This is a genomic window from Streptomyces venezuelae, from assembly GCF_008642335.1.
GTDB lineage: Bacteria > Actinomycetota > Actinomycetes > Streptomycetales > Streptomycetaceae > Streptomyces > Streptomyces venezuelae_F.
On sequence record NZ_CP029191.1, the window covers coordinates 5,293,127 to 5,307,713 of the forward strand.

General features: G+C 72.2%; 12 protein-coding genes. All 12 read left to right on the forward strand.

Annotation, left to right across the window (positions count from 1 at the left end; all coding sequences use genetic code 11):
* Positions 1-198: 198 nt before the first annotated feature.
* The 12 genes from DEJ49_RS24180 to moeZ all read left to right on the forward strand — a co-directional run bounded on the left by DEJ49_RS24180 (position 199) and on the right by moeZ (position 14,545).
* Positions 199-1,200: an alpha/beta fold hydrolase gene (locus tag DEJ49_RS24180; RefSeq protein WP_150186079.1), complete on the forward strand. Its 1,002-nt coding sequence runs from the start codon at positions 199-201 to the stop codon at positions 1,198-1,200.
* 8 nt (positions 1,201-1,208) lie between these two features.
* A complete protein-coding gene (locus DEJ49_RS24185) occupies positions 1,209-2,549 on the forward strand; it encodes a DUF3152 domain-containing protein (RefSeq protein WP_223832968.1) in 1,341 nt (446 codons plus the stop codon).
* Between the two features lie 45 nt (positions 2,550-2,594).
* Complete coding sequence (locus tag DEJ49_RS36885; protein ID WP_317850464.1) at positions 2,595-2,687, forward strand: Ms4533A family Cys-rich leader peptide; 93 nt, start codon at positions 2,595-2,597, stop codon at positions 2,685-2,687.
* A 136-nt stretch (positions 2,688-2,823) separates the two neighbouring features.
* Positions 2,824-4,545, forward strand: coding sequence for an ABC transporter substrate-binding protein (locus tag DEJ49_RS24190; RefSeq protein ID WP_150186080.1), 1,722 nt, complete (start codon positions 2,824-2,826; stop codon positions 4,543-4,545).
* Entirely contained in the window at positions 4,542-5,477 is a 936-nt protein-coding gene (locus DEJ49_RS24195) for an ABC transporter permease (protein ID WP_223832969.1), read from the forward strand. Before DEJ49_RS24190 ends, DEJ49_RS24195 begins: the two co-directional genes overlap by 4 nt.
* Positions 5,474-6,472 carry an ABC transporter permease gene (locus DEJ49_RS24200; protein WP_150186081.1) on the forward strand — a complete coding sequence of 333 codons (999 nt, stop codon included), beginning with the start codon at positions 5,474-5,476 and terminating at the stop codon, positions 6,470-6,472. Before DEJ49_RS24195 ends, DEJ49_RS24200 begins: the two co-directional genes overlap by 4 nt.
* Positions 6,469-8,070, forward strand: coding sequence for a dipeptide ABC transporter ATP-binding protein (locus DEJ49_RS24205; protein ID WP_150186082.1), 1,602 nt, complete (start codon positions 6,469-6,471; stop codon positions 8,068-8,070). Before DEJ49_RS24200 ends, DEJ49_RS24205 begins: the two co-directional genes overlap by 4 nt.
* Before the next feature lie 200 nt (positions 8,071-8,270).
* Positions 8,271-10,010, forward strand: coding sequence for a DUF3492 domain-containing protein (locus DEJ49_RS24210; RefSeq protein ID WP_150186083.1), 1,740 nt, complete (start codon positions 8,271-8,273; stop codon positions 10,008-10,010).
* The gene (locus tag DEJ49_RS24215; protein ID WP_190329432.1) at positions 10,007-11,542 is read left to right on the forward strand and encodes a hypothetical protein; all 1,536 of its coding nucleotides are present in this window, start codon (positions 10,007-10,009) and stop codon (positions 11,540-11,542) included. Before DEJ49_RS24210 ends, DEJ49_RS24215 begins: the two co-directional genes overlap by 4 nt.
* Positions 11,543-11,591: 49 nt before the next feature.
* Entirely contained in the window at positions 11,592-12,551 is a 960-nt protein-coding gene (locus DEJ49_RS24220) for an NAD-dependent epimerase/dehydratase family protein (protein WP_150171966.1), read from the forward strand.
* A complete protein-coding gene (locus tag DEJ49_RS24225) occupies positions 12,539-13,303 on the forward strand; it encodes a spherulation-specific family 4 protein (protein WP_150186084.1) in 765 nt (254 codons plus the stop codon). The genes DEJ49_RS24220 and DEJ49_RS24225 overlap by 13 nt, the downstream gene beginning before the upstream one ends.
* Before the next feature lie 63 nt (positions 13,304-13,366).
* A complete protein-coding gene (gene moeZ / locus DEJ49_RS24230) occupies positions 13,367-14,545 on the forward strand; it encodes an adenylyltransferase/sulfurtransferase MoeZ (RefSeq protein WP_150186085.1) in 1,179 nt (392 codons plus the stop codon).
* Positions 14,546-14,587: the final 42 nt, after the last annotated feature.

Genomic DNA, 14,587 nt, shown 5'->3' on the forward strand with positions numbered 1-14,587 from the left:
TCCCTCGCGGTACTCGGTGGTCTGCGGATGCGAGTGCCCCGTATCCACTCAATTCATCGCTCTTCGTGTCTCTCTCCGCAAGTCTTCACAAGCTGTTTCGAGCGTAGAAGAGGCACGCAAGGGGCGCCACGCGATCTGTGTACAACCTGTGACAGCGAACACGTGAACTAGCGCGTGATCGTCTCGTAACATTGCCGCATGTCTTCGACCGAGCTGCCCGCCCTGCTGGCCTCCGCCGTCGCCCCCAAACCGGGTGTCGTGGCGGTCGCGGACGGCGAGCGGCTCGACTCCGTGGCGCTTCCCGGCCTTTCGCTGACCGTGCGTTCGCGGCCCTCGACAGGGCCCGGACTGCCGCCGGCGCTGTTCGTGCACGGGCTCGGCGGCTCCTCCCAGAACTGGTCGGCCCTGATGCCGCGGCTCGAGGACGTCGTCGACTGCGAGGCGATCGACCTGCCCGGGTTCGGGGACTCCCCGCCACCGGACGACGGGGACTACTCCGTCACGGGGCACGCCCGCGCGGTCATCCGCCATCTCGACGCGGCCGACCGCGGACCCGTCCACCTCTTCGGCAACTCGCTGGGCGGCGCCATCACGACGCGCGTCGCCGCGGTCCGCCCCGACCTGGTCCGGACGCTGACCTTGGTCTCGCCCGCCCTGCCCGAGCTGCGCGTGCAGCGCACGGCGGTGCCGACCGGGCTCCTCGCGGTGCCGGGCGTCGCCGCCCTCTTCACGCGGCTCACCCGGGAGTGGACGGCCGAGCAGCGGGTGCGTGGCGTCATGGGGCTCTGTTACGGCGACCCGGGCAAGGTGACGCCGGAAGGTTTCACCGCGGCGGTCCACGAGATGGAGCGCAGGCTGCAGCTCCCCTACTTCTGGGACGCGATGGCCCGCTCGGCGCGCGGCATAGTGAACGCGTACACGCTGGGCGGCCAGCACGGGCTGTGGCGGCAGGCCGAGCGGGTGCTCGCGCCGACGCTCCTCGTCTACGGCGGGCGCGATCTGCTCGTCTCCTTCCGCATGGCCCGCAGGGCGGCCGCCGCGTTCCGCGACTCGCGGCTGCTCACGCTGCCCGACGCGGGGCACGTCGCGATGATGGAGTACCCCGAGACCGTGGCGACCGGCTTCCGTGAACTGCTCGTCGACATCGGCGAGTTGACTGCCGTGGGCCGGGGTGGCGCGCGCGTGGGCTCGGGGAGCTGAGGCGGCGCGTGGGACGTCACAGCCGCCGGGCTCCGGCAGACGCGACGGACAACACCAGCACCTCGGGCACACCGGTGTCGCCGATGGTGGGCCCGCAGGCGGGGCCCGGCACGGGACGGCGCAGGCGGGGCCGCGCGGCGGACGGCACTCCGGTGGACGGCACGCCCGCTCATGGTGTGCCCCGCGCCACCCCGCCCCACGGTGTCCCGCACGTCCGCGGCGGCCACCCCGAGCAGCGGGAGCCCGGCGGCGCCTGGGGCGACACCCCGGGCTCAAGCACAAGCTCAAGCACCGGTACGGGCCCCGGCCCCCGCATCGTGACCGGCCCCGGCGTCGTCCCCGGGCCCCGCCAGGACTACGTCGCCGCCTTTCCCGAGGGCCGCAGGCAGGGCACGCAGCCGCCGGAGCCCCGCGACCCGTACGCCTCCGTCACCCAGTGGGACACGGAGGCCGACGGAGGCGACGGCGGCAACGGAGACGGCGATCTCGCGGACGGCGAGGACGGCGGCGGCAGGAAACGCGGCCGCAACCGCACCATGACCGTCGTCGTGACCGCCGCCGTGACCACCGTGGTCGCCGTGGTCGTCGCGGGCCAGATGATCGGCGGGGGCAAGAGCCCGGAGCCGCAGACCCGCGCGGCCCCGGGCGGCGATCGCGACACCGAGGACCCCGCGTCCCGCTCCGACCGCAGGCCCACCCCCGCCGAGGTGCGCAAGGAGGCCCCGGCGACGTACGACGACAAGATGAAGGAGACGTATCCGCTGGACGCGAAGCTCAAGGCGTCCGGCGACTTCGAGGCGATGGCCGGCTTCGACAAGGCGCCCGGCAAGGGGCAGAAGTTCCGCTACCGCGTCGACGTGGAGAAGGGGCTCGGTCTGGACGGGAAACTCTTCGCGCAGGCCGTGCAGAAGACCCTGAACGACGACCGCAGCTGGGCCCACAAGGGCGCCCGCACCTTCGAGCGCATATCGTCGGGCAGGCCCGACTTCGTCATTACGCTCGCGAGCCCGGGAACGACCGGCGTCTGGTGTGCGAAATCCGGTCTCGACACCACCCAGGACAACGTGTCGTGCGATTCCGCGGCGACGGACCGCGTGATGATCAACGCTTATCGGTGGGCCCAGGGCGCGCCCACCTACGGCGACGAGGTCAAGAAGAAGTTCGGCAACGCCATCCACCCGTACCGGCAGATGCTGATCAATCACGAGGTCGGCCACCGGCTCGGCTTCAACCACACGGACTGCACGAAGAGCGGGGACCTCGCGCCCGTCATGCAGCAGCAGACGAAGTTCCTGGAGCACGACGGAATCAAGTGCAAGGCCAACCCATGGGCCTTTCCCAAGAGTTGAGCAGCCGCTTTGACATCTGTCGGAATTTCGTTCATATTTCTCCGCATGTCGAACCTTCACGCCCCTTCGAGCGCCGCCATTGAGCTGGCGCTCCTCGGCGTGACCGCGCTCTGCGTGGCCGACATCCACTGTTGCTGACGCCCGCCCCGGCGAGTGCGTCGCTTTTCTCCGGCTCCTGGCTTTTTCCGCGCCCGTGTGCCGTTTTCTCCCGCGCCTTTCCCGGGGTGAGCTCTGTCGCTCCCTTTTCTCACTCATCCCGAGAGGTCTCTTTCCGATGCGTCAAACGTCCGTCATAGCCCGCCGCGTGGCAGCGGCATCCGTCAGCCTGGTCCTGGCCTCGGGCGCCGTCGCCTGCGCGGGCCCCAAGGACGGCGGCGCCGGGAGCGGCGGCGGCAAGCCCGCCGAGGGCGGCACGCTCACCGTCCTCAACCGCGATCCGCAGACCGACTTCGACCCCGCGCGGCTGTACACCTCCGGCGGCGGCAACGTGCCGAGCCTCGTCTTCCGCACCCTGACCACCCGCAACCGCGAGGACGGCGCCAAGGGCGCGGAGGTCGTCCCCGACCTCGCGACGGACCTCGGCAAGCCGAGCAAGAACGCCACCGTGTGGACGTACACCCTGAAGAAGGGCCTCAAGTACGAGGACGGTTCGGCGATCACGGCCGCCGACATCAAGTACGGCATCGAGCGTTCCTTCGCGGCCGAACTCTCCGGCGGCGCACCCTTCCTGCGGGACTGGCTGATCGGGGGCGCCGACTACGAAGGGCCGTACAAGAACAAGGGCGGCCTGAAGTCGGTCGAGACGCCGGACGAGCGGACGATCGTCTTCCATCTGAACAAGCCCGTGGGCGACTTCGACTACGTGGCCACGCAGACGTCGTTCGCACCCGTGCCGAAGGCCAAGGACAAGGGCACGAAGTACGAGGAGCACCCGGTCTCGTCCGGGCCCTACAAGGTCGTCAAGAACGAGAACGACGGCGAGCGGCTCCGTCTGGAGCGCAACCCGCACTGGTCCGCGAAGAACGACGCCGAGCGCAAGGCCTACCCGGACGTCATCGACGTACGGTCCGGGCTCGACCAGTCCGTCATCAACCAGCGGCTCTCCGCGGGCCAGGGCGCCGACGACGCAGCCGTCACCACCGACACCAACCTCGGCCCGGCCGAGCTCGCCAAGGTCGCCGGTGACAAGGAGCTCTCCTCGCACGTCGGCACCGGCCACTTCGGCTACACGAACTACCTCGCCTTCAACCCGAAGGTGAAGCCGTTCGACGACCCGAAGGTCCGCCAGGCCATCTCGTACGCCGTGGACCGCTCCTCGGTCGTCAACGCGGCGGGCGGCTCCTCGCTCGCCGAGCCCGCCACCACGTACCTGCCGAACCAGAAGTCATTCGGATACACGAAGTACGACCACTTCCCCGCGGGCCCCTCCGGCAACCCGAAGAAGGCCAAGGAGCTCCTGAAGGAGGCCGGTCACAAGGACGGGCTCACCATCACGCTCACACACTCCAACGCCAAGGACTTCGAGACCAGCCCCGAGATCGCGACCGCGATCCAGGACGCGCTCAAGAAGGCCGGGATCACCGTCAAGCTCCAGGGCCTTGAGGACAACGACTACAAGGACAAGGTCCACAGCGCCAAGGACGAACCCGGCCTCTTCCTCGCCCACTGGGGTGCTGACTGGCCCTCCGGCGGCCCCTTCCTCGCCCCGATCTTCGACGGCCGGCAGATCGTGAAGGACGGCGCCAACTTCAACTCCGGCTTCCTCGACGACAAGTCCGTCAACGACGAGATCGACGAGATCAACAAGCTGACCGACCTGAAGGCCGCCGCCGAGCGGTGGGGCGCACTCGACAAGAAGATCGGCGAGAAGGCGCTGACCGTGCCGCTCTTCCACCCGGTCTACAAGCGCCTGTACGGCAAGGACGTCAAGAACGTCGTCATCAGCGACTGGACCGGCGTCCTCGACGTCTCGCAGGTCGCGGTGGAGTCGTCGTGACCGAACGCTCCGTCTTCTGGGGGCGGCTGCGCGCACAGCGCGCCGCCCTCGTGGCGGCGGGCGTCGTCGCGCTGCTCGTGGTCGTGGCGCTCGCTGCGCCGCTGCTCACCGCCCTGGAGGGGCAGGACCCCACCTCGTACCACCCGCATCTCATCGACTCGGCGCGCGGCGGTGTGCCGGTCGGCCCGCTCGGCGGGATCAGCGGCGAGCACTGGCTCGGCGTCGAACCGCAGACCGGGCGCGACCTCTTCGCCCGCCTCGTGTACGGGGCGCGGGTCTCGCTCGGCGTCGCGCTCGCCGCGACCGTCGTACAGGTCGTCGTCGGCGTGGCGGTCGGATTGGCCGCAGGGTTCGGCAACCGCTGGGTCGACCAGGTGCTCAGCAGGGCCACCGACGTCATCGTGGCCCTGCCGCTCATGGTCTTCGCGCTCGCGCTGATGGCGGTCGTGCCCAGCGGATTCCCGCGGCCCGTGCTCGTCGCCCTCGTCATCGGGCTCGTCGCCTGGGGCGGCGTCGCCAAGATCGTCCGCGCCCAGACCATCACGCTCAAGGAGCTCGACCACGTGGCCGCCGCGCGGCTCAGCGGCTGGGGCTCCGTGCGGATCGCCCGCCGTGAACTGCTGCCCGCGCTCGCCGCGCCCGTCATCACCTACGCCGCGCTCCTCGTCCCCACCAACATCACCGTCGAGGCCGCGCTCTCCTTCCTCGGCGTGGGCGTGAAGCCGCCCACCGCGTCGTGGGGACAGATGCTCACGTCCGCCGACGTCTGGTACCAGGCGGCGCCGCAGTACCTGCTGTACCCGGCGAGCGCGCTGTTCGTGACCGTGTTCGCCCTCACCGTGTTCGGTGACGGCGTGCGTACGGCGCTCGACCCGCGGGCCACGTCGCGGCTGCGGATCGGCGCGGGGCGGAAGCAGGAGGCCCGCGCATGACCGGCTTCCCCGGGTTCCTGCTGCGGCGCGTCGTCGGCGCCGCCGTCACGCTCCTCGCCCTCTCCGTCATCATCTACGCGGTCTTCTACACCGCCCCGGGCGACGTCGCCCAGATCACCTGCGGCCCGCGCTGCTCACCCGCCCAGGTCCAGCAGGTCGCCGAGCAGCTGCGGCTCGACGACCCGCTGTACGTCCGCTACTGGGACTTCCTGCACGGCATCGTCGTCGGCCAGGACTACTCGACCGGCACCGGCACCGAACACTGCGGTGCGCCCTGCCTCGGGATCTCCTACCAGAGCGACCAGCAGGTCACCGCGCTGATCACGGCGAAGCTGCCGGTCACCGGGTCGCTCGCGCTGGGCGCGATGGTGCTGTGGCTGATCCTCGGGGTGGGCGCGGGCGTGCTCTCCGCCTGGCGGCGCGGCAGGCTCAGCGAGCGCGTGCTGACCGCCGTCACCCTCGCGGGCACCGCCACGCCCGTCTTCGTGATCGGCCTGCTCCTGATGATCGTGGTCTGCGGTCAGCTGCAGTGGCTGCCCTTCCCGCAGTACGTGCCCTTCGCGGACGACCCGACGCAGTGGGCGTGGAACCTGCTCCTGCCCTGGCTCTCGCTGGCCCTCATCGAGGCCGCCAAGTACGCGCGCCTGACCCGCTCCTCGATGCTGGAGACCCTCGCCGACGACCACGTGCGGACCTTCCGCGCGTACGGCGTGGGGGAGCGGTCGATCATCGGGAAGCACGCGCTGCGCGGCGCCGTCGCGCCCGTCATCGCGCTGACCGCCAACGACTTCGGATCGATGTTCGGCGGCGCGGTGCTCAGCGAGACGCTGTTCGGCCTGCCCGGACTCGGGCGTGAACTCGTGCACGCCGTCAAGGTCGTCGACCTGCCGGTGGTCGTCGGGATGGTCCTCGTCACCGGCTTCTTCGTGGTGCTCGCCAATGCCGTCGCGGACGTGCTGTACGCGGTGGCCGACCGACGGGTGGTGCTGTCATGAGTCTCGTCCACGTCACCGATCTGTCCGTCGAGTTCGCGTCCGGCGTACGTGCCGTGGACGGGCTCTCCTTCACGCTGGAGAAGGGCGCCGCCCTCGCCCTCGTCGGCGAGTCGGGATCCGGCAAGTCCACCGTGGCGTCCGCGCTCCTCGGCCTCCACCGGGGCACGGGCGCGCACGTCGACGGGACGGTGCTGGTCGACGGCGTCGACGTACAGGCGGCGTCCGAGGCGGAACTGCGCGGGCTGCGCGGCGGAAAGGCCGCGATGGTCTTCCAGGACCCGCTCTCCTCGCTCGACCCGTACTACGCGGTCGGCGACCAGATCGCCGAGGTGTACCGCGTGCACACGGGAGCGTCCCGACGGGCGGCACGCGCGCGTGCCGTCGACGTGCTCGACCGGGTCGGCATTCCCGACGCGGCCCGCCGCTCCCGCTCACGGCCGCACGAGTTCAGCGGCGGCATGCGCCAGCGCACCCTGATCGCCATGGCGTTGGCGTGCGAGCCCGCGCTGCTCGTCGCCGACGAGCCGACCACCGCGCTCGACGTCACCGTCCAGGCCCAGATCCTCGACCTGCTGCACACGCTGCGGACCGAGACCGGCATGGGCCTGCTCCTCGTCACCCACGACGTGGGCGTCGCGGCGGAGAGCGCCGACGAGGTCCTGGTCATGCGCAACGGGCGCGCGGTGGAGCGCGGCGAGGTGCGGGACATCCTCGGCGCGCCCCGTGAGGCGTACACGCAGGAACTCCTCAAGGCCGTGCCCCGGGTGGACGCGCCGCTCGTGCCGGCCGCCGGGGAGCCGGGCGAGGTCGTGCTCGAAGCGGTCGGGCTGCGGAAGGAGTTCGGGCGCGGGAAGCGCGCGGTCACCGCCGTCGACGACGTCTCGCTGACCGTCCGCCGCGGAGAGACCCTCGGCGTGGTCGGCGAGAGCGGCAGCGGCAAGACCACGCTCGGGCGCATGCTGGTCGGCCTCCTGGCACCCACCGCCGGGCAGCTCCTCCACGGGGGTGCGGAGAAGCCCGGCGGGCAGGTGGTGCCCGGCGTGCAGATGGTGTTCCAGGACCCGGTCTCCTCCCTGAACCCGCGGCGCTCCGTCGGCGAGTCGATCGCCGACCCGCTGCGCGCACGGGGCGAGAGCGACTCCTACGTACGGGGGCGCGCACGGGAACTCCTGGAGCGCGTCGGCCTCGAACCGGCGCACTACGACCGCTACCCGCACGAGTTCAGCGGCGGACAGCGCCAGCGCGTGGGCATCGCGCGGGCGCTCGCCGGCGAGCCGCGCCTCATCGTGTGCGACGAGCCGGTGTCGGCGCTCGACGTGACGACCCAGGCGCAGGTCATGGATCTCCTCGCCGAGCTGCAGCGCGAACTGGGCCTCGCCCTGGTCTTCGTCGCACACGACCTCGCCGTGGTCCGCCAGGTCAGCGACCGGGTCGCCGTGATGCGGCAGGGGCAGATCGTGGAACAGGGCCCCGTCGCGGAGGTGTACGGCGCGCCCCGTGACCCGTACACGAAACGGCTGCTCGCGGCCGTGCCCGCGCTCGACCCCGAGGCCGCGGCGCGGCGGCGTGCGGCCCGCGAGGAGCTGGCCGCAGCCTGACCGACGGTGACGAAAAGTGGCTTCTGAAGTGCTATAGCGCGACAGAACGCCACCGGCGCCGGAAAGTTACTGCCGTTCACCCCTTCTGGTGGCGCGATGGACAACCGTCCGTCGCGCCACCTGCATGACCGCTTACGTTCGTCCCGCTGCGAGCCGCCGGCCAACGGCGGCTCACCGAACGGGAGATCGGGGGTGCGCTCGTGCGCGTCGGACTGCTTACGGAGGGTGGCTATCCGTATGTGAGCGGTGAGGCGAGGCTCTGGTGCGACCGGCTCGTACGGGGACTCGGACAGCACGAGTTCGACATCTACGCGCTCAGCCGCAGCGAGCGGCAGGAGGCCCAGGGCTGGGTCGAGCTGCCGCCGCAGGTCGGCAGCGTGCGCACGGCGCCGCTGTGGACCGTCGACGACGAGGCGCTCAGCGCCGCCGGACCCCGCGGCGGACGCGGACGGCGGGCGCGGCGGCGCTTCGAGGAACACTTCGGGGAGCTCGCCGACACCGTCTGCCGGGGCGATCGCGACGCGGTGGCGGACCGTTTCGGCAACGCTCTGTACGGACTCGCCGAACTCGCCCGCGACGAAGGCGGTCTGGTCGGCGCGCTGCGCTCGGAGTCCGCCGTCCGCGCCCTGGAACGCGCCTGCCACGCGCCCGGCGCGCTGCGGACCGCCCACACCGCACGCGTCGCCGACCTGCTCGCCGCCGCCGGTCTGATGGAGCGCGCACTGCGGCCGCTCTCCCTCGACTGGTACGGGCCCGACGCGCTCGGCGCCGTCGACCTCTGCCACGCCACCTCCGGCGGACCCGCCGCGCTCCCGGGACTCCTCGCCAAGCACTTCGCGGGGGTGCCGCTGCTCGTCACCGAGTACGGCGTGCAGCTGCGCGCGCACTACCTCGCGGCCGGCGACACGGACCTGAGCGCGCCGACCCGGGCCCTGCTCGCCTCCTTCCACGGCCTCCTCGCCGCGGAGGTCTACCGCGCGGCCACGGTCGTGACCCCGGGCAACACCCACGCCCGGCGCTGGCAGGAACGCTGCGGCGCCGACCGCGCCAAGCTGCGCACGGTCCACCCCGGGATGGAGGCGGACCGCTTCACGGAGATCGGCGAACGGGGCTACGACGACTTCGCCGCCGCTCCCGACACCCTCCTGTGGGTCGGCCGCGTCGAGCCCGCCAAGGACCTGATCTCCCTGCTCCACGCCTTCGGGGAGATCCGCGCGCGGGTGCCGGGGGCACGCCTGCGGATCGTCGGGGCGCCCGCGGAAGGACCCGATGCGCGGGCCTACCTCACGCACTGCCGCGCCCTCGCCGCGCAGCTCTTCCCGGACGAGGCGCCGGGCGCGCACGCCATCGGCGACAACCCCGTCTCCTTCGAGGAGATCGGCGGACCCGAGGTGCCGGGACTCGCCGACGCGTACGCCTCCGCGGGCGTCGTCGTCCTCTCCAGCGTCGTCGAGGGCTTCCCGATCAGTCTGGTCGAGGCGATGTTCTGCGGACGCGCGACCGTCTCGACGGATGTCGGCGCGGTGGTCGAGGTCATCGGCGGCACGGGACTCGTCGTACCGCCGCGCAACCCGCGGGCGCTCGCGGAGGCATGCGTGGCGCTCCTGCGTGACCCCGAGCGGTGCGCACGCCTCGGCGCGGCGGCGCGGGCGCGGGCTCTCGAACTCTTCACCGTCGAGCAGAACATCGCGGCATTTCGGAGCATCTACCTCGAGATCGTCTCGCACTGTCCCGTCCGCAGGGACGCGCTGGACGAGGCGGGCGAGCCGTTGCCGTTCGCGCATCCGGCGGAGGCGTACGTCCCGGGGCGCTGGGCGGTGGCGACGGGGGCGACCGCGGGCGGGGCGGGAGCGGCGGAGGAGGTGCCGGTGTTGGTGCCGAGTTGGGCCGTGACGGAGGAGGTTCCGGTGGGGGACGGGCTGAAGGGGGCCGCCGTATGACGGGACAAGAAGGCGCCGGTACGAGCGGCGCCGTGGACGCGCCGCGCGCCCCTGAGGGCGCGAGCGGCTGGGACTCCCGGTCGGCGGAACTGCTGGACGCCGGTGCGGATCTGCCCGGCGACGGAACGTCGATTCCCGCCTCCGTCTCCGTTCCCGCCTTCGGCGAGGGGCGCGAGGACAGCGGCGTCGACGACGGTGACAGCGGCTGGGACGCGCGCGGCAAGGGGCGGCGCGGGGGCGCGGGGGCGCGTAGGGGCGTGGGCGGTGTCGGGGGCGGCGCGAGCCGGTCGTCGTCGGCGCGCGCCACCGCCCGCGCCAAGCCGCCCCGGCGCGGCGCCGCCGACCCCGTGAAAGCCCTCATGCACCGGCACCGCGAGCTGTGCGAGCGCGCCGTCGACCCGCTGGAGATCGCGGCGGGCCTGGAGGCGCACGGCGTCACCGACCGGGCGGCCGCACGCTTCCGGCACCGGGACGTGTTCGCGCTCGCCGAGGAGATGTACGCGCGCGTGCCGACGCTCCCGGAAGGCCGCACGCCACCGACGGCGACGACGGAGGCACACCCGGTGCAGTCCGCGCGTGCGGAACTCCCCGCCGGGTGGGCCCTGTTCGCCCTGCTGCCCGGCGCCGTGTGCGCGGCCGCCGTCGCGGGGGCCGCGTGCAGTGAGGGACGCGTGCGGCTCGTGGTCGCGGTCGTCGGCGCGCTCGCCGTCGCCCTCGCCCTGCGCGTCGCCCTGCGGAACGGCCCCTTGCGCGCCGTCGCCCACCCGGTACGCGCCACGCGCGCGTGGGTGTGCTGGCTCCTCGCGTACGCCCTGCTCGGCGACGGCCTCCTGAACGGCGCCCTCACGAACGGCCCGGACGGCTTCGCCGACCTCTGGGACCCGGCGGCCGCCGCGCTCCTCGGCCTCGCGCTCGCCGTCGCGCCCGCGATCTGGTGCGCCCGCCTCTTCGCGGTACGGGCCGGGGCGCGGCTCGCCGCCAGCCGAGGGCTCGACGAGTTCGCGTCCGCCGTACGGCCGTTGCTCCTCGGCGTCGTCGCGCTGTTCCTCGGCGCGCTCGGGGCGTTGCTCGCGGGGGTGTACGCACTCATCGGCGACGCGGGCACAGGCCCAGGGCACGCCACCCCCGCCCCGCTCGGCGCGTTCACGCTCGGCGCCCTGCTCCTGCTCGCCCGGCTCCTCGGCGTCCACGGCTTCACCCGCGCCCCCGTCCTGCTCCTCGGCGCCGCGGCCTCCTGCGAAGCGGCCGTCCTGGTCCTGGCGTTCGCCGGCCGGCTGCCCGGCCCGGACGCGCTCGCCGCCCCCGTCACGGCCGCCGTCGACACGTGGGGCCCCGGCGTCGTACCGGCCGCGGCCTGCGGCGGCGCCGCCCTCGTCCTCCTGGTCCACGCGGCCAGGACCCTGACCCTGGCCTCGGCCCACGCCGGTACCGGTACCGGCGCGGGCCGTTCTTCCGACCACTCTCCCGCGGGGCCGACACCGCGGGCCCACCCCGTGCACCACGGCAACTTCCCGAAGGAGAAACACAGATGACCACCCGCAGCCGTCTCCGCCGCCGAGCGGCCACCCCGGGAGGCGCCCGATGAGGGTGCTGCTGATCGGAGCCAACGGATACCTCGGCCGGTTCGTCGCCGACCGGCTGCTCGCCGACCCGGCCGTGCAGCTCACCGCACTCGGCCGCGGCGACGACTCGGACGTACGGTTCGACCTCGCCAGCGGGAGCCCCGGCGCGCTCACCCGCTTCCTGGACGCCGTCCACCCGGGCGTCGTCATCAACTGCGCCGGTGCCACCCGGGGCGGTGCCCGCGACCTGACCCGGCACAACACCGTCGCCGTCGCCACCATCTGCGAGGCGTTGCGGCGCAGCGGCTGCGGGGCGCGCCTCGTGCAGCTCGGCTGCGGCGCGGAGTACGGGCCGAGTCAGCCGGGCTCCTCCACGGCCGAGGACGCGGTGCCGCGGCCCGGCGGACCGTACGGCGTCAGCAAACTGGCCGCCACGGAACTGGTGCTCGGCTCCGGACTCGACGCCGTCGTCCTGCGCGTCTTCTCGCCCGCGGGGCCCGGCACGCCCGCCGGATCACCGCTCGGGCGGCTCGCGGAGGCCATGCGGCGCGCCATGCAGGCCGGGGACGGCGAGCTGAAGCTCGGCGGGCTGGGCGTCCAGCGCGACTTCGTCGACGTACGCGACGTGGCGCGCGCCGTGCACGCCGCCTCGCTCTCCGCCGCGCAGGGAATCGTGAACATCGGCGCGGGGCGGGCCGTACGACTGCGTGACGCGGCCGCCGTCCTGGCCCGCGTCGCGGGGTACGGCGGCGCGCTGCACGAACTCGACCAGGTGCCGGTGCGGACATCCATCGGCCACCCCCGCGGCGAATCCGAGCACGGGGGCCCGGCCGCGGCCGCGTACCCCTACCCGGACGGCTGCGGGAGCTGGCAGCAGGCGGACGTCCGCACCGCGCGGGACCGGCTCGGCTGGCGGCCCCGCATCAACCTCGAAGAGTCACTCGCCGACATCTGGATGGAGGCCGCATGCCGCATCTGACCAGGACCACGAGGGGTACCGCGAGCACCGAGGTACGTATCGGCTTCGGCATCCCGGGCTTCGCCCACCCCCTGGTCGCCCCCGCCGAATGGTCCGAACTCGCCCGGCCGGGCACCCCTTTGAAGTGGGTCGTCCTGAATGTCGCCAACGGTCCGGGGGAGCGGCCGGACCCGCACTGCCTGGAGGCGGCGGGCCGGCTGCGGAACGCGGGCGTCCGCGTGCTCGGCCACCTGGACACGACGTACGGCGCGCGCGCCTTCGGGGAGCTGATCTCCGACGCGCACCGCTACCTGGACTGGTACCAGGTGGACGGCTTCTCGCTGGACCGCTGTCCCACCGAGCGGACCGCGCTCCCCGAGGTGCGCAGGACGGTGGCGACCCTGCGGGCGCTGGTCGGGGACGCGCACATCGTCCTCGGGCACGGGACGCACCCGTATCCCGGGTATGCCGAGACGGGCGACCAGCTGGTGACCTTCGCGGGCCCGTGGAGCGATTACCGCTGGTCGCAGGTTGCCGAGTGGACCGCGGACTACCCGCCCGAACGGTTCTGCCACTTCGTGCACGGCATGCCGCGCGGTCACCTGGAGGAGGCGCTGCGGATCGCCCGCTGGCAGGGCGCGTCGACGATCTACTTCACGGACCGCGTGGACGGAAGCGGCGCGGACGGGGGTGGCTCGGGCGACCCCTGGGAGTCCATGCCCGGTTACTGGGACGAAATCGTCTCGCGTATCGGAACGGGTGTCTCGGAATGAAGAAGGGCGTGGCAGTGTTACTTGCAGAACAACCGTTCCGCATTACCGACCAACGGAGTCCCCGTGTCGCTGCCACCCCTGGTCGAGCCCGCATCCGAGCTCACCGTCGATGAGGTTCGCAGGTACTCCCGCCACCTGATCATCCCCGACGTCGGGATGGACGGGCAGAAGCGGCTGAAGAACGCCAAGGTGCTGTGTGTCGGCGCCGGCGGCCTCGGGTCGCCGGCGCTGATGTACCTGGCCGCGGCGGGTGTCGGCACGCTCGGCATCGTCGAGTTCGACGAGGTCGACGAGTCCAACCTGCAGCGGCAGATCATCCACAGCCAGGCGGACATCGGCCGTTCCAAGGCGGATTCGGCGAAGGACTCGGTCCTCGGCATCAACCCGTACGTGAACGTGATCCTTCACAAGGAGCGGCTCGAGGCCGACAACGTGATGGACATCTTCAGCCAGTACGACCTGATCGTCGACGGCACCGACAACTTCGCGACCCGTTACCTGGTCAACGACGCGTGTGTGCTGCTCAACAAGCCGTACGTCTGGGGTTCCATCTACCGCTTCGACGGCCAGGCGTCCGTCTTCTGGAGCGAGCACGGCCCCTGCTACCGCTGCCTGTACCCGGAGCCCCCGCCGCCCGGCATGGTCCCCTCCTGCGCCGAGGGCGGCGTGCTCGGCGTGCTGTGCGCGTCGATCGGCTCCATCCAGGTCACCGAGGCGATCAAGGTCCTCACGGGCACGGGCGACCCGCTGGTCGGCCGCCTGATGATCTACGACGCCCTGGAGATGCAGTACCGCCAGGTCAAGGTCCGCAAGGACCCCGACTGCGCGGTCTGCGGCGAGAACCCCACCGTCACCGAGCTCATCGACTACGAAGCCTTCTGCGGCGTCGTGTCCGAGGAGGCCCAGGAGGCGGCGGCCGGTTCGACGATCACTCCCAAGCAGCTCAAGGAGTGGATCGACGACGGCGAGAGCATCGAGATCATCGATGTCCGCGAGATCAACGAGTACGAGATCGTCTCGATCCCCGGCGCCAAGCTGATCCCGAAGAACGAGTTCCTCATGGGCAACGCCCTCCAGGACCTCCCGCAGGACAAGAAGATCGTCTTGCATTGCAAGACGGGTGTCCGCAGTGCGGAAGTCCTCGCGGTGCTGAAGTCCGCGGGCTTCGCGGACGCGGTGCACGTGGGCGGCGGCGTGATCGGCTGGGTCAACCAGATCGAGCCCGACAAGCCGGTCTACTGATCTGTTGAGAAGCCCCGCTCACCGGAGGTGAGCGGGGCTTCT

Excerpts from the sequence above, each read along its gene's own strand:
- DEJ49_RS36885 (WP_317850464.1), top strand. The coding sequence starts at position 2,595 with ATGTCGAACCTTCACGCCCCTTCGAGCGCCGCCATTGAGCTGGCGCTC.
- DEJ49_RS24180 (WP_150186079.1), top strand. The coding sequence starts at position 199 with ATGTCTTCGACCGAGCTGCCCGCCCTGCTGGCCTCCGCCGTCGCCCCC.
- DEJ49_RS24205 (WP_150186082.1), top strand. The coding sequence starts at position 6,469 with ATGAGTCTCGTCCACGTCACCGATCTGTCCGTCGAGTTCGCGTCCGGC.
- DEJ49_RS24190 (WP_150186080.1), top strand. The coding sequence starts at position 2,824 with ATGCGTCAAACGTCCGTCATAGCCCGCCGCGTGGCAGCGGCATCCGTC.
- DEJ49_RS24225 (WP_150186084.1), top strand. The coding sequence starts at position 12,539 with ATGCCGCATCTGACCAGGACCACGAGGGGTACCGCGAGCACCGAGGTA.
- DEJ49_RS24200 (WP_150186081.1), top strand. The coding sequence starts at position 5,474 with ATGACCGGCTTCCCCGGGTTCCTGCTGCGGCGCGTCGTCGGCGCCGCC.
- DEJ49_RS24220 (WP_150171966.1), top strand. The coding sequence starts at position 11,592 with ATGAGGGTGCTGCTGATCGGAGCCAACGGATACCTCGGCCGGTTCGTC.
- DEJ49_RS24215 (WP_190329432.1), top strand. The coding sequence starts at position 10,007 with ATGACGGGACAAGAAGGCGCCGGTACGAGCGGCGCCGTGGACGCGCCG.